The following is a 22,505-nucleotide window of genomic DNA, read 5'->3' as shown; positions in this document are numbered from 1 at the left end:
AGGCGGAAGCGGCTCGCGCCGGCTTCCATTCAGGCGGCAGGTCAGATATGGATTCGATGCGGCAGGATCCGGCCTAGCCGGGTCTCGCCAAATCAGTGGGCACGCCCGCCGCCTGACCATCGAATCCCCCCCCGCCCTTGCCCTGCAAGGGAGCCTCGCTATGCTCGCGGCGTGTTTTCAACACGCAAAAAGCGGAAGCGGCTCGCGCCGGCTTCCGCCTTTCGATGGACCTGGCGTCCGTCGGCTTACTGCTGGCGTTCCCACACCTGAGTGCGGAAGAACGGGCCGATGTAGCCGCGCACGCGCAGTCTCTTGCCGTCGTCCATCAGCTTGGCGCCGGAGGTGTAGATCTTGCCGGACTTCGGATCCAGGATCTGGCCGTCCGACCATTCCTCTCCGCTCTTCTTCAGGCCCCACAGGATCTGCATGCCGTTCACCGACTTGCCCTTGTTGGCGCCGTCGCACTTGTCGCACACCGCGTCCGGGTGCAGGTAGAGCTTGATCACCTTGCCGGTCAGTTCGCCGTTGGGCGCTTCGTTGATCTGCACCAGGGCCTTGGCCTGCTTGGTTTCGTCGTCAATGGTCTTCCACAGGCCGGCGGCGCTGCCGGCCAGCGCCAGTTGGCTGACCAGGCCCAGCGCGGTCGCGAGGCAGGCGGCTTTGGCGATTCGGATCATGATGTTTTTTCCTCGTCTCGTTTGTTATGAAACAACAGTTTGGAGTAGCGGCTCTAGGATGCCAATAGCGGGCAGGCCAGTCAAGCCGGGAGACGGAATCAGCAGCGCAACTCGCCCTCTCCCAAGAACTTCACCCTGCCGCCGACGGCTATCGAGCCGGCCGCATCCACATCCAGATAAAGCACGCAGGAACGCCCCATCGCCTCACCCTGCTCCACCCGCCACGACAGCGGCGCGAGACCATTCAGCGCGCACCAGCCGCCCAGGTTGGCGCAGGCGCTGCCGGTGCCGGGATCCTCCAGGACCGCGCCATCCTGTTCGAAGAACAAGCGCACGGTGGCGACGCCGCCATCCTGATGCCAGACGTAGGCTACGCCGTTGCCGGGACACCCCGCCGCATGCCTGGCGAACAATGCGGGATCGGGCTTCGCGCGCAGCACCGCCTCGCGGCTGGAGAGGCCGATCAACAGCTGTTCGCTGCCGGCATCCACCCATTGCGGCGCATGCCGCACATCTCCTTCGGCCAGACCCAGCATCGCCGCGGCCTCGCCGGCGCTGCAGCCGGACCGGACCGACGCAGGCAGCGCCCGCAGCCGAAACACGCCGTCGACATGTCGGATCGGGATCAGGCCGGAGCGGGTCCGCAGCGTGAAATCATCTCCCAACTCCCCGCGCGCATGCAGCACCGCCGCGCAGCCCAACGTAGGGTGGCCGCCGAAGAGTAGTTCGCTGCCAGGCGTGAAAATACGCAGGCTGGCGACACAATCGGCATCCCCGGGCAGCAGGAACGCGGTTTCCGACAAATTGAACTGCCGCGCGATCAGCTGCATGTCGTCATCCGACAAACCCGCGGCATCGGTGAATACCGCCAACGGATTGCCGCCGAAGCGTTGCTCGGCGAACACGTTGACGATCTGGAATCGGTAAGCGCCCATCAATCCTCCTTGTATAGGTGGCAGGCGCGATCCTGCATTTGATCCTCCACCTTGGCAAGACGAAGTTTCACGCGCTCGGCCTCCTGCAGCGGCTGGCCGCGGCGCAGGTTAGCGTCCAGCGCCGCGCGCTTGGCGTCCAGCCTGCGGCAATGCTCGCGCTCGGCCAGCCATTTCCTGCGCTGCGCGCTCCGTTCGCGCAGCTCCGCCTTGGCATCTGCCTGCCGGCTTTTGTCGCGCAGGTCCGACCACTGCCGCAATTGCTCGCGATAGCGCTTCGCCGTCTGGCCGCCATCGTTCTGCTCTATCACGCTGAACGGATGCCTATCCATTTCCACTGTCTGGCTGCCCGCCGGGCATGGCTGCTGGCCATAGACCACGCTGCCATCGGCGTTCCGGCACTTGAACACTTCGGCTGAACACAGATCCGCGCCTAACAACAAACCCAGCAGGAAAAGATTTTTCATCTCGCGGCCTCAGAGTCTCAATCTCGGAACCATGCCCAACTCTCCGTCGTCCCGCCACTGCTCGCCTGGACATAAATGACGCAAGCAAAATGTCAATGTACTATTGCGTCCTAACTATTTCTCAACGCTTCGCCAAACTAAAACAACTCGCATGATGAATACTGTGATGAAACAATCCGTTCTCGCATTGGCCATCGCGTTCGCGCTGACCGCTTGCGGAGGCGACGGCAGCCACTCCACATTCGGCGGCAATGCTCAGACGCTCGGCCAGATCAACGGCACCGCGGCTTCCGGCTCCCCATTGGACAATGGCTCGATCACGATCAAAGACGCCCAGGGCCACTCGATTACAGTCCAGACCGATGCGCAAGGCCGTTACAGCGCCGACTTGAGCCAGTTCGCCTCACCGACGCTGCTGGAAGCTACCGGACTGATCGGCGGCGTGCCGGTGTCTCTCCACTCGGTCGCCACGCAAACGGGGACCGTCAACATCACGCCGCTGACCGACGCCATTCTGTCGATGAGCAGTAACACCGAGGCGAACGAATGCTTCCTCAATGCCGCGGTTTGCGCGGCCAAATTCGACATCGCCAAGCTGAACCAGAGCCAAGCCAGCCTGAAAACCGCGCTGGCCCCCTTGATGCAGGCCGTCGGTCTGGACAGCCGCGCCGATCTGCTGCGGACGGCTTTCGCCGCCGACAAGACCGGACACGACAAATTGCTGGAAATGGTGGAGGTTTCCGCCGGCAGCCTAGCGGGGACCATACGCCTGCAAAGCAAGCGCGCCCAGACCGCAACCATGGTGAGCCGGGATCAAAAGCCGAACCCCTTGCCGGCCGATGACCTGCCGGACCTGAGCCGGCTGGATGAGCTGGCGGCGCAATTGAACGCCGCCTATCTCAGCGCGGACGGCCTGGACAAGCGCCTGGCGGCGTTGCTCAGCGACGATTTCCAGTTTGACGGCGACAACGCGGCGCAATATCTGGCCCGGGAAATGGAAGACGCCGGATACGGGGAAACCTATGTCGGCGGACGTTTCTCGCCGCCGAAGGTGGAAACCTGTTACAGCGCCGCGCTCTGCCAGATTTCGATGACGGTCCGCGTGGCGGGCATGGCGCCCAGTTATTTCCGCATGAAGGCCCGCTTGCAGAAAGAAGGCTGGAAGCTGGCGGGAAATGACAGCCCCGTCTCCTTGCAAATGGATGCCGGGGCCCGCCAGATCATCAGCGCCCCCGACAACGGCAGCACCAAGGTCAGCCTGCTGAACCTGGTGCTCAGCCAATATGCCCGGCACGACAACCCGATCTACATCCAGCCTGACCGTCCCGCCGCACAAATTATCGCCCGCAGCGCCCAGTTGCTGGCCGACGGCAAAGCCATCCTTACCCTGAAGGGAAATGCCGAGTGCGCGCAACTGGAACCTCAGGAGCTGACATCGGCGAATCCTGACTATCCTTGCCCGGTGAATTACCTGACCCCCGACAGCTTCGCCGCCGCCTACAACGATGCCTTGAGCCGGAACGTTCTGAAATTGCGCTTTTACTCCGATGACCGCTTCACCCAGCCGGTCGGAAAGGACTTCAGCCCGCGCGCGCCGCTGCTCACCGCCGCCGAAATCGCTCAGCAGGCCTTTCCCGCTCTGACAAGCGACACGCTGCAGGCGCTCACCAAGGCCAACGGCGCCAGCGATCTGAAACTCGCCTGGCAAATGCCACAGCAGCTCTGGTTCAACAGCCTGTTGCTGGACATGCGTCAAAAAGGCCAGCCGCTACGCATCGAAGACAACGCGGGCGCATTAGCCAATCCGCTGACGCTCAACGCCCACAAGAGTCCCACGCTGACCTCGCCCGACTTCCTGCGCGTCACGATATGGAGCCTGGATAGACAAGGCCGGGGCCTCTACACCCGCTATCAGTTGCGCTGAATCCCTTGTCCAACAAAAAGCCCCGGTTTCCCGGGGCTTTTTTCATCGCGGACGCGGCGCGCTTACAGCACCAGCACCGCTTCGGCTTCCACCAGCACGCCCTTGGGCAGGCTGGCCACGCCGACGGCGGCGCGGGCCGGGAACGGCTGGCTGAAGTACTGGCCCATGATTTCGTTGAAGGTGGCGAAGTTGGACAGGTCGGTCAGGTAGGCGTTGAGCTTGACGATCTGGTCCAGGCTGCCGCCGGCGGCCTCGCACACGGCCTTCATGTTCTTGAATACCTGGTGGGTTTCGGCGGCGAAACCGCCTTCCACCACGGCCATGGTGGCCGGATCCAGCGGGATCTGGCCGGACAGGTAGACGGTGTTGCCTGCCTTGACGGCTTGCGAGTAAGCGCCGATTGCGGCCGGAGCCTTGTCGGTGTGGATAATTTCCTTAGCCATTATTCATCTCCTTCTTTGAGGAACAGGGTGAGCAAATCGTTGAGGAAGCGCTGGCCTTTCAGCGTCGGGCGCAGAATGGCGCCATCGCCGTCCAGCAGGCCTTGCGCCTGGGCTTCGTCCAGCTGGCGGCGGATCAGCGCCAGCGGCAGCCCGGTGCGTTCCTGGAACAGGCGGCTCTCGAAGCCGCCGGTCAGGCGCAGCAGATTCATCATGAATTCAAACGGCAGATCGGCGCGGGCGACCTTCTGCTGGCTTTGCAGCGGATTGCCGTCCGCCACCGCCTTCAGATAGGCCGCCGGCTGCTTGTGCCGCATCTGGCGCACGATGCCGGCGTGGCTGCTGATCTTGCCGTGGGCGCCGGCGCCGATGCCGACGTAGTCGCCGAACTGCCAGTAGTTGAGGTTGTGCCGGCTATGGCGGCCGGGCTTGGCGAAGGCCGAGGTTTCGTAGTGATCGAAGCCGGCGGCTGCCAGGCAGGACTCTATCGCTTCCTGCATGTCGGCCGACACCTCGTCGTCCGGCAGGTTCTTCGGCGTTTGCGCCGCGAACATCGTATTCGGTTCTATCGTCAGATGGTAGGCCGACAGATGGGTGATGCCGTAGGACAGCGCGGTGTTCAGGTCGGACAGCGCTTCATCCAGCGCTTGCCCCGGCAGCGCGTACATCAGGTCCAGGTTGACGTTGTCGAAGTAGGTCAGCGCGATCTCGACCGCGCGCTTGGCCTCGTCGCCGTCGTGGATGCGGCCCAGCGCCTTCAAATGCCTGGGATCGAAACTCTGGATGCCGATGGACAGCCGATTGATGCCGGCCTCGCGGTAGCCGCGGAAGCGCTCGATCTCGAAGGTGCCGGGATTGGCCTCCATCGTGATTTCAGCATCCGGATGCAGCTTCATGCGCGCGCGCACGCCGGCCAGCAAGACATCCATCGCCTGCGGGCTGAACAGGCTGGGCGTGCCGCCGCCCATGAAGATGCTGGTCAGCGGCCGGCCCCATACTTCAGGCAGGCTGAATTCCAGATCCCGCAGCAGCGCGTCGACATAGGCCATCTCGTCGAAGCCGCTCTTCGGCTCATGCGAGTTGAAGTCGCAATACGGGCACTTGCGGATGCACCACGGGAAATGGACGTACAGCGCCAGGGGCGGCAGCTCGCGCAGGCCGCCCTGTCCGCCTAGCCCGGAAAGCGATATCTTTGTCACCTGCACGTCGCGGCTCCTCGCTGTACCACTTGTACTATCTCGTCGCCGCTCGTTTGGTTTCGCGATCTCGCATCCCGGGCGTTGCGGGCAATAAACCGATTCGCCACGCTCATGCCAGCGCCTTGAGCTTGGCCATCAGCGCGGCCAACGCCTGGCCGCGGTGGCTGACGCGGTTCTTCTCGACGGCGTCCAGTTCGGCCACCGTCACGCCGTGGCTGGGCAGGAAGAAGTAAGGATCGTAGCCGAAGCCGCCGCTGCCTGTGGCCTCGTCGCGCACCTCGCCCAGCCAGATGCCGTCGGCCACCAGCGGCTGCGGATCGTCGGCGTGCCGCACCAGCACCAGCACGCAGTAGTACCAGGCGCGGCGGTTGGCCTCGCTTTGCAGCTTTTCCACCAGCAGCGCGTTGTTGCGCGCGTCGGACTTGGGCTCGCCGGCGAAACGGGCCGAGTACACGCCCGGCGCGCCGCCCAGCGCCTCTACGCAGATGCCGGAATCGTCGGCCAGCGCCGGCAGACCGGTCAGCCGGCTGGCGTGGCGCGCCTTCTCCAGCGCGTTTTCCAGGAAGGTGTGGTGCGGCTCCGGGCACTCCGGCACGTCGAAATCGCGCTGCGCTCGCACAGTGACGCCCAATTCGGCGAACAGCGCGCCGAATTCCTTCAGCTTGCCGGCGTTGTTGCTGGCGAGAACCAGTTGGTCGAACATCTTTTCGCTCTTTCTATCTCGTGAATGCGGCCGAACCGGGTCGATGGCGTCCGGCCAGGCCGCCAGCTTAGCGGCTGACCTTCACTTCCGTCCACATCCGCGCCAACGCGCGGCGCTCGGCAGGCGTCAACTCGCGCAATACCGTCCATTTCTTCGCTTGCTCGGCCGTCGGATTGATCACCCGGCTGGTCTTCAGATCGGCGCGGAAATAGGGGCTGGCGGTGGCCACCGGGTTGGTCGCGCCGTTCAGATTGGTCAACTGGGCGGCATTTTCGCCTTCCAGCATGAAATTGATGAACTGGTGGGCGAGGTCCGGCCGCCTGGCGCTGGCGGTGATCGCCATGGTATCCACACCCAGCTCGTTGCCCTCGCGCTGCGGCGCGTTGCCGATATGGAACGGACGCTTGGTCAGGCGGGCATCCTCGCTGGCCTGGAAGAATTCGGTGGAATAGCCGAGCGCCACCCAGATATTGCCGACCGCCAGCTGCTTGAGGTAGCTGGCGTTGGAGAAGGCCGCCCAGTACGGCTTGGCCTTCTTGATCACGTCGCGCGCGGCGCGCATGTCGGCGTCGGTCGCCCGGTTCGGGTCCTTGCCCAGGTAAAACAGCGCTGCGGCGAACACCTCGCGCGAGCTGTCCAGCACCGTCACCTTGCCCTTGATCTTCCGCAGCACTGCGGGATCGAAGATCACCGACCAGCTGGAGGGATCGACGCCCAATTGCTTCAGCTTCTCGACGTTGTAGCCGACGGAGGTCAGCGACAGCACGGTGGGAATGGTGTAGCGGTTGGCCGGATCGTAGCTTTGCGACAGATAGGCCGGCGCCACGTTTTTCAGATTCGGAATCTGGCGATGGTCCAATGGTTGCAACAGCTTCTGCTTGGTCATCGCCTGCACGACGAAACTGGAGGGAAACACCATGTCGTAGCCCTTGGCGCCGGCGGCCAGCTTGGCCAGCATTTCCTCGTTGTCGCCATAGTAGTCCTGCACCACCTTGCAGCCGCAGCGCTTCTCGAACTGCCTGACGATGTTGTCGGACAGCGAGCCGCTCCAGTTGTAGATATGCAGCACGTCATTGGGGCCGGCCCAGGCCAGGCCGGAAGACAGCGACAGGGCGAGCATCAGCTTTTGCAACTTTTTCAATTGGGATCCACCTCCAGACAGTCACGCCGGGCATGACAACCATGACAAAAGGCGGCCGGGGCCGCCTGGCGAAGACAGCCGCTCGTCGGCGGCCATCGGATGATCAGGCGCGGCGGCCCGCCAGCGTCGCCTCGTAGGCCTGGCGCAGCAGGCCGGCGTCGGCGCCGTCCAAGAGCTTGGAATCGGACAGCATCCGCCGCCAGTTGCGCGCGCCGGGCAAGCCCTGGAACAGACCCAGGATGTGGCGGGCGATGTGGCGGACATTGCTGCCGTCGCCCAGGCGCTCCGTCACATAGGGCATCATCGCCTCCACCACCGCCGCCCGCTCGGGACCGGCGGCCGCATCGCCGTAGAACAGCGCGTCCCAATCAGCCATCAGCCAGGGATTGTGGTAAGCCTCGCGGCCGACCATCACGCCGTCCACGTGCTTCAGGTGCTCGGCGATCTCGGCGTTGGTCTTGACCCCGCCGTTGATCAGGATTTCCAGATCAGGCCGCTCGCGCTTCAACCGGTAGACGTAGTCGTACTTCAGCGGCGGAATCTCGCGGTTCTCCTTCGGGCTCAGACCTTTCAGGATGGCGTTGCGCGCGTGGACGATGAAGGTGCCGCAGCCGGCTTCGGCCACGGTGTCGACGAATTCGCGCAAGTAATCGTAATGCTCGATCCGGTCGATGCCGATGCGGTGCTTGACGGTAACGTCGATGTCGACGGCGTCGCGCATCGCCTTAACGCAATCGGACACCAGCTTGGGCTCCGCCATCAGGCAGGCGCCGAACGCCCCCTTCTGCACTCTTTCCGACGGGCAGCCGACATTAAGGTTCACTTCGTCATAGCCCCATTCCTGAGCCAACTTGGCGCACACTGCCAGCTCGGCCGGCTCGGAGCCGCCCAGTTGCAGCGCGATCGGATGTTCAGCCTCGTCGAAACGCAGATGACGGGCGACATCGCCATTCAGCAGCGCGCCGGTGGTCACCATCTCGGTATATAGCCAGGTATGGCGAGTGATCTGGCGGGCGAAGTAGCGATAGTGGCGGTCGGTCCAGTCCAGCATGGGGGCGACGGACAGGCGGCGCGGCGGCAATCTCACTGAATTTCCTTGATCGGCGCGGCTTTCAGCGCCATTGAGTTCAATCTTGTTACTGTTCATTCCGACCGATTTTCGCCCGTTTTCGTCGCTTGGGGGCCGCCGCAGGCGTCTCTTGGCCACGGCACGCCGCTAACGCTCCATCGCGCCGGGGTGCCTGGAACATGGCGACGACAACTAAGCAGTTGAAAAAACGAGAAATTATCCTATCCACCCCAAGTTCGGGTCAAGCGCCGGGGCAAGATAATTCACCACGCCCTTTGGGTTTGCGCCGCCCGATAGGCGTCGACGTGAAGCCAGGGCGCAGCCTCGCCCCTCTTCCACGCGCAAGCTAGCAGAACAGACGCCCAACGCCGGGCCGCCTTTGTTCACATCCCAAATTTTCCTTTGCGTCCTAAAACCCGGCAACTATAACCACACTTGCAATGATGCTGCGTGCATTTAATTTCAACAAAAACAATACGATGTGGATCGACTGTGGCGATCTCAAGCATGGGCCCCGGAGCGTGTTCGAAGCGGCCCACCCATGCGGACTCGCCGCATGGCTGTGCGGCAAGGGGACGTGGGTCTGCCTACACACAAGGAGCACGATCGATGTCATTGCAACAGTCTGTCTTCGCCGCCGCGCGCCGCAGCGCGCTGGTTCTGGCCTGCGCCGCGGCCTGGGTCCAGGCCGCCGACATGCCGGAGGCGTCGGCCCCAGCCACGCTCAAGGCGTTGAAAAGCACGCCGGCCGCGCGCCACAGCTACTACACCGGCGGCGTGCACAATACCGTGGGCTGTCTGTTGCCGGGCAGCTGCGTCTATCCGCGCAAGCCCGGCGAGCCCAGCAATCCGCTGTTTCCCGAATGGTGGATAAGCGACTGGACCATGTACCGCATCTTCAACCAGGCCGCGATCAAGCAATATCCGCCGCCCTACGCCTCGCCTCCGGCCGGCATGACCGAAGGCCAGGATTACGAAGTTTCCTACGGCGCCAGCTATTACGACTCCAGCTATGTGCCGGCCGACGGCGATGGCCGCGGCGCGATGATGGAGCATTATGAAAAGCGCTGCCTGCCGATCTTCCCCGGCAGCAACCACTACAGCTGCTCCTTCGTGTCGCTGGGCAACAAGGCTTACTTCCTGCGCTACGCGGATCGGCCCAAAGGCACGCCGCAATGCTGCCAGTTCTCGCTGGACAACCACCCGCCGCGCCGCGACTTCATCAAGCACCTGCCGTACAACGCCGAGCAAAGCTCGCATCTGGACAACAGCCTGCAGGCCTACTCGCGCGTGGTTCAGCCCGGCGACATCCTGTTCGGCTACGCCTTCTACAAGCAAGCCACGCGCGACGGCGGCAAGGGGGCGCCGTACCGGCATCCGCAATCGTTCTTCTTCTCCGGCGATCCCGGCTCGCCGCCGGACGCGCCCATGGTCAGCCAGAACTACCAGAATTTCCGCGCGCAAAAGCCCGATCCGAAACAGACCTGGATGAAAGTGGCGGAAATGTGTCCCGCCAAACCGGAGTGGTGCTGCCTGTTCGCCACCGATTGTCCGGACAAGGCCGGCGGGCCTGCCGCCGACAAAGCCGATTCCCCGCCCGACGCCAGCTGGGCCACCCTGCAGCCGTAAAGGAGACGCCATGAGTTACCTAGACTCGCCCCGCATCCATTTCTCCGGCTATTTCCAGTCGGACGTGTCCACCATCAACAACAATGTCTGCTATTACGATTCCGACGCCTTCAAAGAGGAATACCAGCAATTCGGCGACGGCGGCTGGAATCCGCAAGGCACCGCCATCTTCCGCTTCGTCAGCTGCAGCGTGACCGGCGCCAGCCTCAACGGCAAGCCCATCACCAGCAGCGCGCAGGACCCCATCATCGGCTTGGCGATGGAAAACGCCGACCAGCGCGCGCCGGGCAAAATGGCGGATCTGGACCCGCAACAGCAGATGGTGTCGCAGATCTGGGCCATGCAGGTGCGGCTGACCAATGACGTCGAACGGGCGCTGTTCATCGGCGACATGCAGCCGGTGGGCTTCATGAACCTGTGGCAGCGCCAGCAGCAGGGCGTGCGCTCCGATCAGCTGCTGGCCGCCAATTTCCAGTCCATCCTGGAAAACGTGCAATGGAATGGCCAGATCCAGTCCCCGGTGCTGGAGGCCATGCGCCAGGCCACCCAGAACGGCTTGCTGTCCATCGAATTCAATCTGTTCGGCTACGGGCGCGATCCCTCCATTCCGCGCTACACCCAGGGCCACATCGTCGGCACCATAGGCCCTTATCATGAGCGCGAGCCCAAACATTTCACCCTGGGCCGGCAAATGACCGCGCAGCTGGACCCCAACCCCAATGTCTATCCGATGGTGCCGTCCGGCGGCATCTACAGCTTCCAGTGCAAGAATCACCCGGAACGCAATACGCTGACCGCGGACTTCGGCAACGCGCTGCCCATCGTCGACGCCAGCGGCGCCTTCGTCGATATGGGGCCGCTGACGCTGGGCGTGCTGAAAACGCCGGCCCACGCCCCGATCAGCGGCAATCTGGACCAGGATGAGGTCATCGTGCTGGGCCAGGTGGCTTACGATCCGCCGCAGCAAAACGCGGCGGCCGGCACCGATCCGTCGCCGTGGTATCGCCAGACCGCGGCGATCCAGGACTTCGACTACTCCGCCGTTCCCGGCGCGGCGACGGCCTTGAAGTCCTGTCCGCTGGTCTTGCTCGCGCCCTCCGGCGATGTGTTCCAGGTGCTGGTGCAAGAGTCCATCGATGGTCTGTATGTGCGTTCCGACGAGCATGTGCTGCGCCTGAACGCCGGACAGCAGCTTCCAGTCAGCTTCTACGCCAGCCGCTACGGACTGCCGCTATCCGCGCAGGTCGACGTGGAGCTGCTGCCCAACGGAGCCACGCTGATGGGCGGCGGCCAGCCGCTGCCGCCGTCGCCACCGAACAACAAGCCGGTGCTGCCGCCCAAGATCAGCGTGCCGGCGGACGCCGTGCAGTATCCGGCCTCCTTCCATACCAACGACAGCGGCTACGGCAAGGCGGTGATCGGCGCGATTCCGGCCGGGCCGGGCAATCCGCGCGGCTATATCGACGGCCAGCTGTACGGCATCGGCTACCAGTTGCAACAGCAGCCTCAGGGCTATGTCAGCAATTACTGGAACTTCGTCAGCGTGCTGGCCTTCGACCGCGTGCCGATGCCGGATCACCCCACCTGGTACGACGACATCCGTCCCATTTTCGTCCAGTACGGCAACCTGTATCCCATCATGAGCAAGCACGTGGTGGATCTGGGCGACTACGACTCGGTGGTGCGCCACCTCGACATTCTCAAACTGGCGTTCCGCCTGCCGCTGAGCGATCCCAACCACATGCCGGTGACGCGCGACCTGTCGGACGACAAGCGAGCCATCATCCTCAAGTGGCTGGATCAGACCGACGCGCAGGGCAAGCCGCTCAAAGGGTCTCCTCCGCTCAAGGCCGCCGCGCCGGCCGCGCCCAAAGAGGTGGATGCCGACGCGGTGGCGGTGACATTGGACGCACTGCAAGTCGCCGGCAAGACCGCGGTGGTGATGCAACGCCAGGCGCAGCGCAAAGCCGCGCCGTCTCAGGATTGAGGGAGAACAGGCCATGATTCGTTTGCAACGCAGCATCATCCACGGCATCCGCGCCGCCAAAACCGCGGCCGAGTTGCATGTTTACCTGCAAAACGCGGTGGAGCTGGAGCACGCCACCATCCCGCCCTATCTGACCGCGATCTTCTCGCTCAAGCCCGGCTACAACGAGGAGATCCGCCAGTTGATCCACAGCATCGTGATGCAGGAAATGCTGCACATGTGCATAGCCGGCAACATCCTGATCGCCATCGGCGGACATCCGCAGATCAACACGCCGCAGTTCATCCCCAAGTATCCGGGGCCATTGCCGATGTCGATCGGCGGTGAGGGCTTCATCGTCGGCATCGAGCCTTTCTCCAAGGAGCTGGTGTTCAACACCTTCATGGTGATCGAGGAGCCGGAAGACCCGGTTCCGGTGGAGACGCCTAAGCTCGCGGAGGAGGAACCGGACTACGCCACCATCGGCGAGTTCTACGAGGCGATCAAGCAGCAGATCAAGCTGCTGGGCGACGGCATCTTCAAACCCGCCACCGTGCCCCTCCAGGTGCTGGGCTGGTTCTCTGCGGAGCGGCTGTTTCCCATCACCGACGTGGCCAGCGCCCTGCACGCCATCAACATCATCATCGTGGAAGGAGAGGGCACCAGCACCAATCCCAACCAGTCGCCGGACAACCCGGCGCATTACTACAAGTACGGCGAGATCTACTACGGCAAACGCATCGTGGCCACGCCGGACGGCGGCTACGCATACGCCGGAGCGGACGTCCCCTACGACCCGGCCGGCGTGTATCCGATGGTGTCCAACCCGCAGGATTACGACTACCAGGACAACACCCAGGCCAAGGTGAGGATGGAGGCTTTCGCCTACAGCTACAGCAGCCTGCTCAACGCGCTGCATCAAGCCTTCAACGGCGAGCCCAGGCGTATCGACACCGCCATCGGCCTGATGTACGACCTCAAGGTGCAAGCGGTCAGCCTGATGGAAACGCCGGTGGCGCCGGGCAGCGAGAAAACCGCCGGGCCCAGCTACCGCTACGTCAATACGCAAGGCGGCATGGACGCCGGCGCTTAGCCGCCTCAAGCGCATGAAGAAACCGCCCGGCGATGCCGGGCGGTTTTGTTTTCGCCTAGACGCGATCCTAGGCGGCGCCAGCGCGTCCGCTACTCGATCAGCCGCATATGCGCGCGCACCCAGTCGCGGTCCGCCGCCTCGAAATGCCACCACTCGGTGGCGATGCCGCGGAAGCCGGCGGCCTCCATGCAGCCGCGCAGCAGCCGGCGATTGGCCAGTTGCGTGTCGCTGAGCAGCCCCCTGGCCAGCATCTCCGCCTCCTGTTGCGGCTGCGCGCGCTCGGTGAAGTCATCGAAGCCGGTGCCCATGTCGAGCTCGCGCCCCGCCTCGTTCTCGACGGTGATGTCCACCGCCATGCCGAAACTGTGGATGGAGCCGCGCGCCGGATCGGCCACGTAAATGCGCTGCGGCGTGTCCTTGACGATATCCCACAGCACCCGCTGCACCCGGCCCGGCCGCAAGGCGTCGAAAACGCGCAGCCGATGCCCGGCCCGGCGGCTGGCCAGTTCGCCCGCGGCGCGGGCCAGCCGTTCTGCGGCCGCGCTATGCAGCAACGCCCGCGCCGACGGGCCGTACAGATCCCGGCCGACGAAGTTGTCGGCGCTGGCGTAGCGCAGGTCCAGCCTGACGCCGGCCATGCCCTCGATGGACAAGTATTCGGGATGGCTTGCCAGCTCTTCCAGCCTGATGGTTGCGTCCATGGCTCCTCCCTCGCCGCTGACCTGCCGCAAATCCGGCAAGCCGGCGCTTGAGCGATACTGTGAAGACGATCCGACTCCGACCTTGGACCATGGTAGGCTCGGAACGAATAATACCCATACAGGAAACCGAGATGACCCTGCCCCGCCCTTCGTCCTTGCTCCCGCTCGCGGCCCTGCTGGCCGCGGCGCTGCCCGCCCCGGCCCTGGCCGCCAAACCGCTGGTGTTCTGCACGGAAGCCTCGCCGGAAGGCTTCGATCCTGCGATGTGGGACAGCGCCACCACCTACAACATCGCCAAGCCGGTGTTCCAGGGCCTGGTCGAATTCAAGCGCGGCGGCGTGGCGCTGCGGCCCGGCCTCGCGGAAAGCTGGTCGGTATCGGATGACGGACTACTATATACGTTCAGACTGCGCCGCGGCGTCAAGTTCCATCAAACCGACTATTTCACGCCCAGCCGGGACTTCTCCGCCGACGACGCGGTCTTCACCATCAACCGCTGGATACGGCCGGACCTTCCCTTCAACCAGGCCTTCAAGACCCCGCTGACCGGACCGGACGGCTATGGCCTGTCCAAGCTGATCGAATCGGTGCGGAAAGTGGACGAGCACACCCTCCAGATCCGGCTGAAAGCGCGCAACGCCCCCTTCCTCACCTTCTTCGCGATGGGCTTCGCCGGCATGCAGTCGGCCGAATACGCCGACCAGTTGCTGAAGGCGGGCAAGCCGCAGCAGATCAACCTGCTGCCGGTGGGCACCGGCCCCTATCGCTTCAAGAGCTACGCCAAGGACGCCATCGTCCGCTATGAGGCCAACCCGCAGTACTGGGGCAAGCCGCAGAAAACCCGCAGCCTGGTGTTCGCCATCGTCGCCGACCCGCAGGTCCGCATCCAGAAACTGAAGGCCGGCGAATGCCAGGTGGCCGCGGCGGTGCGCGAGTCCGACCTCGACGCGCTCTCCGGCGACAAAAACATCAAGATCGCCGCCACCGGCGCCAGCAACATCTCCTACCTGGCCTATAACCTGAAGCGGCCGCAGTTCTCCAAGCGCGAGGTGCGGGTGGCGCTGGACATCGCGATCAACCGCGACGCGCTGTTCAAGGCATTGTTCCCCAAGGGCGGCGCCACCCAGGCGGTGAACCCCTTCCCGCCGTCCACCTGGAGCTGGAACCCCAAAACCCGCAACGAATACGATCCGGCCAAGGCCAAGGCCTTGCTGGCCCAGGCAGGCTACCCCAACGGCTTCACCGTCAACCTGTGGGCCTTGCCGGTGCAGCGCCCGACCAATCCCAACGGCAAGCTGATGGCGCAGATGATCCAGCAGGACTGGGCCCGCATCGGCGTCAAGGCCAACATCCAATCCTACGAGTGGGGCGAATATCTGAAACGCGCCGGCGCCGGCGAGCACGACGTCTACATGTCGGGCCTCACCAGCAACTCCGGCGACCCGGACGACTTCCTGTGGAACAGCCTGTCCTGCAGCGTCAGCAAGGGCGGCCAACGCTTCTGCAACGCCGAGTTCGAGCGACTGCTGCAGCTGGGCCGCCAGACCACCGGCCAAAAACAGCGGACGCCGTACTATCTGAAGGCGCAGGAAATCTTCAAGCGCGAGCGGCCATGGATCACCATCGCCCACTCCCGGATCTACATCCCGTTGCGCGCCAATGTGCAGGGCTTCATCATGAACCCCAACGGCTCTTTCGATTTCGAGGACGTATGGCTCAAGTGAACCCGGGCTGGCCGCAGGCCTTCGCCTGCCACCGCTACCAGGCGCTGCCGGACGGCCCCTCCCTGATCATCACCGGCGCGGTGCACGGCAACGAAGTGTGCGGCGCCATCGCCATCCGCCGCGCGATGGCGGAGCTGGAACGGGGGGCGCTGGCGCTGCGCGCCGGACAGCTGACCCTGGTGCCGGTGGCCAATCCGCTGGCCTACCGGCTGGGCCAGCGCGGCGGCGACCGCAACCTGAACCGCAATCTCGCGCCCTGCGATCATCCGCGGGACTACGAGGACCATGTCGCCAACTGGCTGTGCCCGTTGCTGGCCGAGCATCAGGTCCTGCTCGATCTGCATTCCTTCCAGTCGCCCGGACAACCGTTCGTGTTCCTGGGCCCCGCCGACAACGACGGCGAGCTGGAGCCGTTCGTCCACGCGGCCCGCGAGGAAGCGCTGGCGCGGCGGCTGGGCGTCGCCGACGCGGTGGACGGCTGGCTGTCCACCTACGCGCTGGGCGTGGAGCGGCGGCGGCAGTCGCCGGCCGGCGACGCGGCGCTGGCCGAGCTCAACGCCGACCCGCGCTACGGCGTGGGCACCACCGAATACATGCGCAGCCAGGGCGGCTGGGCGCTGACCTTGGAATGCGGCCGCCACGACGATCCGGCCGCGCCGGAGATCGCCTACCGCGCGATCCTCAACACCCTGGCCCACCTCGGCATGGTGGACGCGCCCGATCCCGCCCCGCAGCCGATGGCCTTGCTCAGCCTTTATGAAGTGGTGGACAAGCGCGACGACGCCGACAGTTTCGCCCGCGCCTGGAGCAGCTTCGACAGCGTCCGCCAGGGCGAGCTGATCGGCCGCCGCGCCGACGGCAGTCCGGTCACGGCGCCTGACGATGCCCGCATCGTGTTTCCCAATCCCCGGGCCCAGGCCGGCCAGGAATGGTTTTATCTGGCCAAACCGTCAGCCCGGCTGGAAAACGGCCAATCCTAGCGCCTCGGCGGCCCGGCATCGACGGGCTTGCCCATCGCCAGCGGATGCCGCACCGGGAATGGCGCCGATTCGAATTTTCAATAGCGGATTATTCGAATCAATAACAATCGCCTCCGCTTATCACCCGATAACCGCCAACCTCCAGAAAACTGGAGTTCCTCCTCGTAGGACAACAAGGCAAAATCCAGCGACAAAACCAAATATCCTGGCTCGCCAGCCCATCCAGCGCCGCGCGTGAAACAAGGGGAGTGGAAAATGAATAAACCTCTGACCGCCACTTACTCGCCGGACGACGACAGGCTGAGAATCTACGCGCGCGGCAAGCTGAGCGATCCGCTGCGCTCCATGCTGGAACATCAAGGTTTCCACCTGTTGCCCGAGGCCATGGTTTTCGTATCCGCGTCCGGCTGGTCGCTGCGCCAGGAAAACCTGCTGCTGCAGCTATGCGGCATGATAGAGGACGACGCCGTCTGGCATGGCGATCTCTATCTGCCCTATATCGAGCACATTCCCTACCGGGACCTGCCGCCCGGCACCGGTCCGTGGTACGACCCCCGTTACTGGCAGGTCCGCGCCGCCGCCCTGGCCGGCCGCCAGCATCCGGAAGAAAAAGTGCTGCTGGAGCTGCGGCTGGCCCGCATCGCCCCGCTGCGCAGCCAGATCGCCAGCCTGGAGTCCAGTCTGACGGACGAGGAACTGCGCGCGCCGGGCCCGCCCCGCGGCTGGTCGAACGACTGTCTGACGCTGTGCCGGCTCAAATTGCAGCTGTCCTACTGCCTGCGCTTTCAGCAGGCAGCGCGCCTGGCGGCCTGAGCGCGAGCGCTCCCCAAGCCAGGCCTCGGCGCACGGTCCGCCCTTCCCGTTCCGCCGCCGCGCCTGCCAATCCGTTTGCGCAGCGCGCTCCTCCTTGCCGCGGCATGGCCGCTTGGACAGGCCCAGAATGCCGAGGCCGCTTGACCCATTAGAATGTCCAGCTTCCATCTGAACGGGCCCAGAGCGAGCCATTCCCGAGTGAAAAGGGCAATGCGGCGTCTGCTCCCCGATCCCGTCCGCCGCCTGAAAAGGAATATCGCCGATGACGTACGCCATGCTGGCCCCGGATCAATTCACCGACGAGCACAAAAGCTTCCTGGCCGGATTTCGCCAATCGATAGAAATGCTGTCCAAAAGCTCGGACATGATGCTGGGCGCCAAGGACATCCATTCCCGGCACCTGATCTCCACCGATGCCTACGCCAGGATCGTGGCGCTGAAACAGGGCGGCGACGTCTCCGGCCGGCTGGACTGCGAAATGCCGTGCGAAGGCACCGCCGAATTCGCCGACAGCTATGTGAGCGAGGATCTGTCGCTGATGCGCGGCGGCAAAATCGAGCGCAAGATCGCCACGCTGAACATCCACGAATACGCCGACGGCCTGAAGGCCCGCGTATTCAACAAGCACATGCTGGTCCACCACCCCAGCCAGTCGATCCTCGGCACCATCTACAGCGGCCAGGACGTCGAAATAGGCAATTTCCTCAACATCATCCCCAATTACGTGCTCGAGTTCGGCGCCGGCTGCAGCCTGGAGCAGGGCTCGCCCTACAGCAGCCTGGAAGGCGTGACGCTGACCGAATACGAACAGGAGGTCTGCTTCCTGCTGCTGCTGAACTGGGAGTTCAAGCAGATCGCCGCCTTCATGGACAAGTACCGGCCGCGCAACGCGCCGCGCACCACCGACTCGGTGATCAAGTGCAAGAACTACCTGTGCGAGAAGTTCGGCATCGAGCAGGCCCGGCTGCAGACGCTGAAGGCATTCCTGGTCCATCACGGCCTGCATCGCAAGATCCCGCGCTCGCTGTTCAACCGCCTGATCGGCTCCAAGCTGCTCTAGCCCCCGCCTCCGCCCAGCATCCAGGCGCAGGCATCCCGGCCTGCGCCATGCCGAGCCGGACACGCCGGCGCTTACAGCAGAAACAGCTTCAGACCCAGCGTGACGCCGCTGCGGTAGAAGCCCCCCAGCTCGCTGCCGGCGCCGCCCTCGCCCAGAATCAGCATCGCGAAGCCGGACAGGCGCGGCTGCAGCCGGCGCTCGCCGTACAGCGTCCAACCCTGGCTATGGTCGTCCCGGTTGCGCGTCCACTCCAGCCGCCAGTAGCGCTCCAACTCCTGCGGGTTGCTCTGCACGCTGGCCCACAGGTAATGGCGGCCGCGCAGCGCCGCGGGATCGGCCTGCGACGTGGCCGCGCCGTTGTCGCCATTGAACAGGTATTCGGCCGACCACACCCGGCCGGCGGCGCTGGTGTAGCTGGCGCCGCCCAGCCAGCGCGCGGCCGTCGCCGCGCCGCGCCGCTGGGCGGACGCCTCGCCGTAAAGCAGCCAGGCGTCGTCGGGCGTGTACTGGGCGAAAGCGCCGAGAAAAGGCCCCTGGCGCTGGCTGCGCGCCTGGCTGAACACCAGGCTGGCCAGCGAATCGTCGCCCTGCCGGTCCAGCTTCAACAGCACGGTGTCCCGCTGCCTGGGCTGGGCCAGGGTCCGGGTATCGGACACGTAGGCCGAGGTCAGCCGCCAGCCGCCGCCGCTGTGGGTCCAGCGCGCCAGATCGATGCCGGGCGTGTCGGCCAGCGGATTGGTCCGGCCGCTGTCGAAGTAGAAAGGATTGCTGGGGGAACGGAAATTGGCCGGCCCCCAGCTGAATTTCTCGCGGCCGGCCGCCAGTTGCTCGCCGCCGCTGGCCAGGCTGAAATAGCCCTGGTTGAGGCTGGCCTGGCCGTCGCTGCGGCAATCCGCGCCGCCGGGCGGGCAGGCGCGCAGCCAGCTCAGCCTGGGCGCCAGTTCCACGCGCAGCGCGTCGCGCCTGAGCGTCAGGTCCAGCCGCCCCTCGGCGTGGTATTGCCTCTGCGGCAGCGGCGCCGGGGAGGTCAGCCGGTAGGCGTCGCCGTATAGCCAGGTCTCCAGGCTGGCGTCTGTCCGCCACGCCTCGCCGCCGTCGCCTTCGGCGGCGTGGACGCCGGCGCACAGCAGCAGCGCGGCCAGACCGGCCGCGCCGCGCTCAGAGATTGTCCACCTGGAATTCGGCATCGGCGAAGGTCTTCACCCGCAGCTCGCCGTACTTCAGCGTGGTGCGGGCGTCGGTCAGCGCGTCGTTGATCTGCATGGCGCTGACGAAGGGAATGCTCTTGCCGCCCACCTTGACCGTGTTGTCGTACTGGAAGCTGGCCTGCTTGAGCAGCTTGCCGGACAGGCTGTAGAACTGCGCCTGCACGCCGACCATCCGCTTTTCCGACACCCAGTAGACGATGCGGTCGTAGGTGCTCTGCTTGTTGGCCGACTTCAAGTCCAGCACGTAGCAGGGCTCGCCGTTCAGCGTCTCCTCGCGCAGCAGCTTGGCCGCGTAGTCCTTGGCGTAATTGGTGGCGGCGATGTCGCCTATCGCCGCCTGGCCGGACAGCCGCAGCCGCGGCGAGATCGCCACCGGCTTCTTCAGCCCGGGCTTGCTCAGCCACATATTGCGGTCCACCTGCAGCATCTTGGAGCCCTTGTTGCTCAAGGGCTCCCTGACTTCGGCCAGGCTGGCGGTCTTGTTGGCCCGCACGTCCAGCCGCATCGGCTGCAAGTCTTCGCTGGCGCTGCCGCTGTTGGCCAGCCTCACCTCCCAGGCAAGCCCCGGCAGATCGCCGCCGCGCGCCTGATCGGACTGGCGCAGCAGCTCCTGCGCGTCCGGCGCCGCCATGGCCGCCGGCGCGGCGATCAGGCCGACCAGCAGCAGGCCGGCCGCCATCGTCATCGTTTTCATGCGCTCCCCTTTCTCAGCTGTGCGCCAGCGACAGCGTGATCTGCTGGCCCGACGCCTTGCGCGCCGGCAGCCAGGCGGCGACGATGCTCAGCGTGCCCAGCAGCAGCATCGCGAACACGGTCCGGGCCGGATCGAAATCGATGTACAGCGGCACGCTGACGCTGTTGCCCGGCGGCACGTACTGGATGTTGGCGCCGTTGACCGCGTGGCTGGCCAGCCAGAACAGCAGCAGCCCCAGCAGGCAGCCCAAGACCACTTGCAGGCAGGCCTCGGCGATGAACAGCCCCACCACGCGGACGCGGCGGTAGCCCATCGCCCTGAGCGTGCCGATCTCGCGCGTGCGCTCCAGCACGCTCATGCTCATCGCGTTGGCGATGCTCAGCACCACGATGGCGAGCACGATGCCCAACAGCAGCGTGAAGATCAGGTCATACATATTCTTCACCTGCTTGTAGTAGAGCGACATGTCCTGCCAGGTGCGCACTTCCAGGTCCAGGCCGGCGGCCTGGAAATCGGCCTGCAGCCGGTCGCGCAGCGCGATAGTAGTGGCCTCGTCCGGCGCCGGCGTGGTCAGCATCGCCAGCATGCCCTTGTCCAGCTGGCCGCCGGCCTTCGCCGGCGTGTTGATCAATACCGTCAGCCACTCGGCCTGCTCGCCGACGTCCTTCAGAGACCGCGTCAGCTGCAGCGGCACCAGCAGGAACTTGTCGTTGGTGGCGGTGTTGCCGGTATTGATCACGTCGTTGACTTCGACGTCGGCGGCGTTGGCCTGGCCATGGATGGTGCCGACCAGCAGCGAGGCCTCGCCGCCGCGCTTCAGCCCCAGCACCGCGGCCAGCGCCTCGCCGACCGACACGCCGTTGGGCTTGTCGGCGACGATGTTGCGGTGCACGCCGCTGAGCGGTCCCAGTATCAGCTGCAGCGCGGACGGGTCTATGCCCTCGGCGATGAAGATGGTGCTGTTGCGGCCGTTGGAAATCATGCCGTCCAGCCCCATCCGCGGCAGCACGTGGCCCTGCGGCAGGCGCTTGCGGACGATGGCGTCCACCTTGGCGATCTCGGCCGGCGTCAGCAGGTAGCGCGCCGGATGCAGCTTGCCCTCGGTGCGCCAGCCGCGCTTGTTGACCGACAGGTGGCCTATCATCTCGCCGTGGATGGAGAGATTGGCCAGGCCGGTGTAGATGGTCTGGGTATAGCCGGCGAACAGCGCCAGCGCGGCGATGCCGAAGGCGATGGACAACAGGGTGACCAGGCTGCGGCGGCGGTTGCGCAGCAGATTGCGCCACGCCATCACGATGGGGTTCATGTCAGGCTCTCCGCGTTGAGTTTCAGCATGCTCTCCTCGTAGGAGGCCTCGGCGATCTCGCCGTCGCGCAGCGCCAGATGGCGCGACACCCGCGCCAGCAGCCTGGGATCGTGGGTGGACAGCACGAAGGTGACGCCGGTCTTGTGGTTCAGCGCCTGCATCAGGTCTATCACCTCGCGGCTGGTGCGCGAGTCCAGGTTGGCGGTCGGCTCGTCGGCGATCACCAGCGAGGGCTCGGTCACCATCGCCCGCGCGATCGCCACCCGCTGCCGCTGGCCGCCGCTGAGCTTTTCCGGCGGATGATCGGCGAAAGCCTCCAATCCCACCTTCTGCAGCCACGTCCGGGCGCGCTCCCTGGCCTGGGCCTTGGCAATGCGCTGGCAGTAAAGCGGCAGCATCACGTTCTCCAGCGCCGACAGCACCGGGATCAGGTTGAAGTTCTGGAACACGAAGCCGATCTCGCGGCTGCGGTAGTCGGACAGGGCGTTGTCGTCCAGGCCGGCGACATCCTGGCCGCGGAACAGCATCCGGCCGTAGCTGGGGCTGTCGATCAGGCCCAGCAGGTTGAGCAGGGTGGACTTGCCGGAGCCGGACGGCCCCCAGATCGCCAGAAAGTCGCCGGGCTGGACCGCCAGCGACGCGTGGCGCAAGGCCTCGATCCGGGTTTCGCCCAGCAGGAAGGTGCGGCCCGCGTCCTGCAGCTCGACGATGGGTCCGCTTGCCGATGGTTTGACTGCTGTACTCATGAAGCGCTCGCTCGTTTTTCGAAAGGGAAAGTC

Annotated in this window: 21 protein-coding genes; 8 read left to right on the top strand and 13 right to left on the bottom strand. The window is 65.0% G+C overall.

Features of this window, described 5'->3' with window-relative positions; genetic code table 11:
* Nucleotides 1–245: 245 nt before the first annotated feature.
* The 3 genes from BKX93_RS17705 to BKX93_RS17695 form a co-directional block, all read right to left on the bottom strand.
* The gene (locus tag BKX93_RS17705) at nucleotides 246–677 is read right to left on the bottom strand and encodes a DUF2147 domain-containing protein (RefSeq protein ID WP_046155449.1); all 432 of its coding nucleotides are present in this window, start codon (nucleotides 675–677) and stop codon (nucleotides 246–248) included.
* A gap of 98 nt (nucleotides 678–775) precedes the next feature.
* Complete coding sequence (locus BKX93_RS17700; protein ID WP_046166381.1) at nucleotides 776–1,612, bottom strand: PhzF family phenazine biosynthesis protein; 837 nt, start codon at nucleotides 1,610–1,612, stop codon at nucleotides 776–778.
* Nucleotides 1,612–2,076, bottom strand: coding sequence for a DUF4124 domain-containing protein (locus BKX93_RS17695; RefSeq protein ID WP_046166382.1), 465 nt, complete (start codon nucleotides 2,074–2,076; stop codon nucleotides 1,612–1,614). The genes BKX93_RS17700 and BKX93_RS17695 overlap by 1 nt, the downstream gene beginning before the upstream one ends.
* 166 nt (nucleotides 2,077–2,242) lie before the next feature.
* Between BKX93_RS17695 and BKX93_RS17690 the strand changes: the two genes are divergently transcribed.
* The gene (locus BKX93_RS17690) at nucleotides 2,243–4,000 is read left to right on the top strand and encodes a carboxypeptidase-like regulatory domain-containing protein (RefSeq protein WP_070980769.1); all 1,758 of its coding nucleotides are present in this window, start codon (nucleotides 2,243–2,245) and stop codon (nucleotides 3,998–4,000) included.
* A 62-nt stretch (nucleotides 4,001–4,062) separates the two neighbouring features.
* Here the strand turns inward: BKX93_RS17690 and BKX93_RS17685 are convergent, their stop codons facing one another.
* From BKX93_RS17685 to dusA, 5 genes are all read right to left on the bottom strand, one after another.
* Nucleotides 4,063–4,443: a RidA family protein gene (locus tag BKX93_RS17685; RefSeq protein WP_046155452.1), complete on the bottom strand. Its 381-nt coding sequence runs from the start codon at nucleotides 4,441–4,443 to the stop codon at nucleotides 4,063–4,065.
* Nucleotides 4,443–5,645 (bottom strand): radical SAM family heme chaperone HemW, encoded by a 1,203-nt coding sequence (gene hemW / locus BKX93_RS17680; protein ID WP_070980768.1) that lies wholly within the window; start codon nucleotides 5,643–5,645, stop codon nucleotides 4,443–4,445. The genes BKX93_RS17685 and hemW overlap by 1 nt, the downstream gene beginning before the upstream one ends.
* A 103-nt stretch (nucleotides 5,646–5,748) precedes the next feature.
* A complete protein-coding gene (gene rdgB / locus BKX93_RS17675; protein WP_070980767.1) occupies nucleotides 5,749–6,342 on the bottom strand; it encodes an RdgB/HAM1 family non-canonical purine NTP pyrophosphatase in 594 nt (197 codons plus the stop codon).
* A 67-nt stretch (nucleotides 6,343–6,409) separates the two neighbouring features.
* Nucleotides 6,410–7,483, bottom strand: coding sequence for an ABC transporter substrate-binding protein (locus tag BKX93_RS17670; RefSeq protein ID WP_083340596.1), 1,074 nt, complete (start codon nucleotides 7,481–7,483; stop codon nucleotides 6,410–6,412).
* A gap of 103 nt (nucleotides 7,484–7,586) precedes the next feature.
* Nucleotides 7,587–8,534 (bottom strand): tRNA dihydrouridine(20/20a) synthase DusA, encoded by a 948-nt coding sequence (gene dusA, locus BKX93_RS17665; RefSeq protein WP_483294889.1) that lies wholly within the window; start codon nucleotides 8,532–8,534, stop codon nucleotides 7,587–7,589.
* 627 nt (nucleotides 8,535–9,161) lie between these two features.
* On the opposite strand from dusA, the gene BKX93_RS17660 reads away from it, so the two are divergent.
* The 3 genes from BKX93_RS17660 to BKX93_RS17650 are packed head-to-tail and all read left to right on the top strand — an operon-like array spanning nucleotide 9,162 to nucleotide 13,240.
* Nucleotides 9,162–10,181 (top strand): hypothetical protein, encoded by a 1,020-nt coding sequence (locus BKX93_RS17660; RefSeq protein ID WP_070980763.1) that lies wholly within the window; start codon nucleotides 9,162–9,164, stop codon nucleotides 10,179–10,181.
* Between the two features lie 10 nt (nucleotides 10,182–10,191).
* Complete coding sequence (locus tag BKX93_RS17655; RefSeq protein ID WP_070980761.1) at nucleotides 10,192–12,168, top strand: hypothetical protein; 1,977 nt, start codon at nucleotides 10,192–10,194, stop codon at nucleotides 12,166–12,168.
* A 13-nt stretch (nucleotides 12,169–12,181) separates the two neighbouring features.
* Nucleotides 12,182–13,240, top strand: coding sequence for a ferritin-like domain-containing protein (locus BKX93_RS17650; protein ID WP_046166389.1), 1,059 nt, complete (start codon nucleotides 12,182–12,184; stop codon nucleotides 13,238–13,240).
* A gap of 89 nt (nucleotides 13,241–13,329) precedes the next feature.
* On the opposite strand, the gene BKX93_RS17645 is transcribed toward BKX93_RS17650, so the two are convergent.
* Entirely contained in the window at nucleotides 13,330–13,941 is a 612-nt protein-coding gene (locus tag BKX93_RS17645) for a M15 family metallopeptidase (protein ID WP_070980760.1), read from the bottom strand.
* Between the two features lie 131 nt (nucleotides 13,942–14,072).
* Here BKX93_RS17645 and BKX93_RS17640 point away from each other — a divergent pair, with 131 nt between their 5' ends.
* The 4 genes from BKX93_RS17640 to BKX93_RS17625 all read left to right on the top strand — a co-directional run bounded on the left by BKX93_RS17640 (nucleotide 14,073) and on the right by BKX93_RS17625 (nucleotide 18,518).
* The gene (locus BKX93_RS17640; RefSeq protein WP_070980758.1) at nucleotides 14,073–15,665 is read left to right on the top strand and encodes an ABC transporter substrate-binding protein; all 1,593 of its coding nucleotides are present in this window, start codon (nucleotides 14,073–14,075) and stop codon (nucleotides 15,663–15,665) included.
* Nucleotides 15,653–16,645, top strand: coding sequence for a M14 family metallopeptidase (locus BKX93_RS17635; RefSeq protein ID WP_083340595.1), 993 nt, complete (start codon nucleotides 15,653–15,655; stop codon nucleotides 16,643–16,645). The genes BKX93_RS17640 and BKX93_RS17635 overlap by 13 nt, the downstream gene beginning before the upstream one ends.
* Before the next feature lie 255 nt (nucleotides 16,646–16,900).
* Nucleotides 16,901–17,458, top strand: coding sequence for a hypothetical protein (locus BKX93_RS17630; RefSeq protein WP_070980757.1), 558 nt, complete (start codon nucleotides 16,901–16,903; stop codon nucleotides 17,456–17,458).
* Nucleotides 17,459–17,720: 262 nt separating this feature from the next.
* Nucleotides 17,721–18,518 (top strand): hypothetical protein, encoded by a 798-nt coding sequence (locus BKX93_RS17625; RefSeq protein ID WP_046159012.1) that lies wholly within the window; start codon nucleotides 17,721–17,723, stop codon nucleotides 18,516–18,518.
* Nucleotides 18,519–18,589: 71 nt separating this feature from the next.
* Here the strand turns inward: BKX93_RS17625 and BKX93_RS17620 are convergent, their stop codons facing one another.
* From BKX93_RS17620 to BKX93_RS17605, 4 genes are read right to left on the bottom strand one after another with little or no spacing between them, the layout of a single operon-like run.
* Entirely contained in the window at nucleotides 18,590–19,705 is a 1,116-nt protein-coding gene (locus BKX93_RS17620; protein ID WP_046166392.1) for a hypothetical protein, read from the bottom strand.
* Nucleotides 19,677–20,420 (bottom strand): outer membrane lipoprotein-sorting protein, encoded by a 744-nt coding sequence (locus tag BKX93_RS17615; protein ID WP_046159014.1) that lies wholly within the window; start codon nucleotides 20,418–20,420, stop codon nucleotides 19,677–19,679. Before BKX93_RS17615 ends, BKX93_RS17620 begins: the two co-directional genes overlap by 29 nt.
* A gap of 13 nt (nucleotides 20,421–20,433) precedes the next feature.
* The gene (locus tag BKX93_RS17610) at nucleotides 20,434–21,726 is read right to left on the bottom strand and encodes an ABC transporter permease (RefSeq protein ID WP_046166393.1); all 1,293 of its coding nucleotides are present in this window, start codon (nucleotides 21,724–21,726) and stop codon (nucleotides 20,434–20,436) included.
* A complete protein-coding gene (locus BKX93_RS17605) occupies nucleotides 21,723–22,472 on the bottom strand; it encodes an ABC transporter ATP-binding protein (RefSeq protein ID WP_046159016.1) in 750 nt (249 codons plus the stop codon). The genes BKX93_RS17610 and BKX93_RS17605 overlap by 4 nt, the downstream gene beginning before the upstream one ends.
* Nucleotides 22,473–22,505: the final 33 nt, after the last annotated feature.

Source organism: Chromobacterium vaccinii, from assembly GCF_001855275.1.
GTDB lineage: Bacteria > Pseudomonadota > Gammaproteobacteria > Burkholderiales > Chromobacteriaceae > Chromobacterium > Chromobacterium vaccinii.
Note: the sequence above shows the minus strand (reverse complement) of the source record. Positions and strands in the feature narration are given on the sequence as shown.

What these genes read in the sequence shown, in the direction of transcription:
- BKX93_RS17690 (WP_070980769.1), top strand. Translation starts at nt 2,243, where the DNA reads ATGAAACAATCCGTTCTCGCATTGGCCATCGCGTTCGCGCTGACCGCT.
- BKX93_RS17630 (WP_070980757.1), top strand. Translation starts at nt 16,901, where the DNA reads ATGAATAAACCTCTGACCGCCACTTACTCGCCGGACGACGACAGGCTG.
- BKX93_RS17620 (WP_046166392.1), bottom strand. Translation starts at nt 19,705, where the DNA reads ATGCCGAATTCCAGGTGGACAATCTCTGAGCGCGGCGCGGCCGGTCTG.
- BKX93_RS17685 (WP_046155452.1), bottom strand. Translation starts at nt 4,443, where the DNA reads ATGGCTAAGGAAATTATCCACACCGACAAGGCTCCGGCCGCAATCGGC.
- BKX93_RS17610 (WP_046166393.1), bottom strand. Translation starts at nt 21,726, where the DNA reads ATGAACCCCATCGTGATGGCGTGGCGCAATCTGCTGCGCAACCGCCGC.
- BKX93_RS17700 (WP_046166381.1), bottom strand. Translation starts at nt 1,612, where the DNA reads ATGGGCGCTTACCGATTCCAGATCGTCAACGTGTTCGCCGAGCAACGC.
- BKX93_RS17615 (WP_046159014.1), bottom strand. Translation starts at nt 20,420, where the DNA reads ATGAAAACGATGACGATGGCGGCCGGCCTGCTGCTGGTCGGCCTGATC.
- BKX93_RS17635 (WP_083340595.1), top strand. Translation starts at nt 15,653, where the DNA reads ATGGCTCAAGTGAACCCGGGCTGGCCGCAGGCCTTCGCCTGCCACCGC.
- BKX93_RS17655 (WP_070980761.1), top strand. Translation starts at nt 10,192, where the DNA reads ATGAGTTACCTAGACTCGCCCCGCATCCATTTCTCCGGCTATTTCCAG.
- rdgB (WP_070980767.1), bottom strand. Translation starts at nt 6,342, where the DNA reads ATGTTCGACCAACTGGTTCTCGCCAGCAACAACGCCGGCAAGCTGAAG.
- BKX93_RS17625 (WP_046159012.1), top strand. Translation starts at nt 17,721, where the DNA reads ATGACGTACGCCATGCTGGCCCCGGATCAATTCACCGACGAGCACAAA.
- dusA (WP_483294889.1), bottom strand. Translation starts at nt 8,534, where the DNA reads ATGCTGGACTGGACCGACCGCCACTATCGCTACTTCGCCCGCCAGATC.
- BKX93_RS17705 (WP_046155449.1), bottom strand. Translation starts at nt 677, where the DNA reads ATGATCCGAATCGCCAAAGCCGCCTGCCTCGCGACCGCGCTGGGCCTG.
- BKX93_RS17650 (WP_046166389.1), top strand. Translation starts at nt 12,182, where the DNA reads ATGATTCGTTTGCAACGCAGCATCATCCACGGCATCCGCGCCGCCAAA.
- BKX93_RS17660 (WP_070980763.1), top strand. Translation starts at nt 9,162, where the DNA reads ATGTCATTGCAACAGTCTGTCTTCGCCGCCGCGCGCCGCAGCGCGCTG.
- BKX93_RS17645 (WP_070980760.1), bottom strand. Translation starts at nt 13,941, where the DNA reads ATGGACGCAACCATCAGGCTGGAAGAGCTGGCAAGCCATCCCGAATAC.
- BKX93_RS17695 (WP_046166382.1), bottom strand. Translation starts at nt 2,076, where the DNA reads ATGAAAAATCTTTTCCTGCTGGGTTTGTTGTTAGGCGCGGATCTGTGT.
- BKX93_RS17640 (WP_070980758.1), top strand. Translation starts at nt 14,073, where the DNA reads ATGACCCTGCCCCGCCCTTCGTCCTTGCTCCCGCTCGCGGCCCTGCTG.
- BKX93_RS17605 (WP_046159016.1), bottom strand. Translation starts at nt 22,472, where the DNA reads ATGAGTACAGCAGTCAAACCATCGGCAAGCGGACCCATCGTCGAGCTG.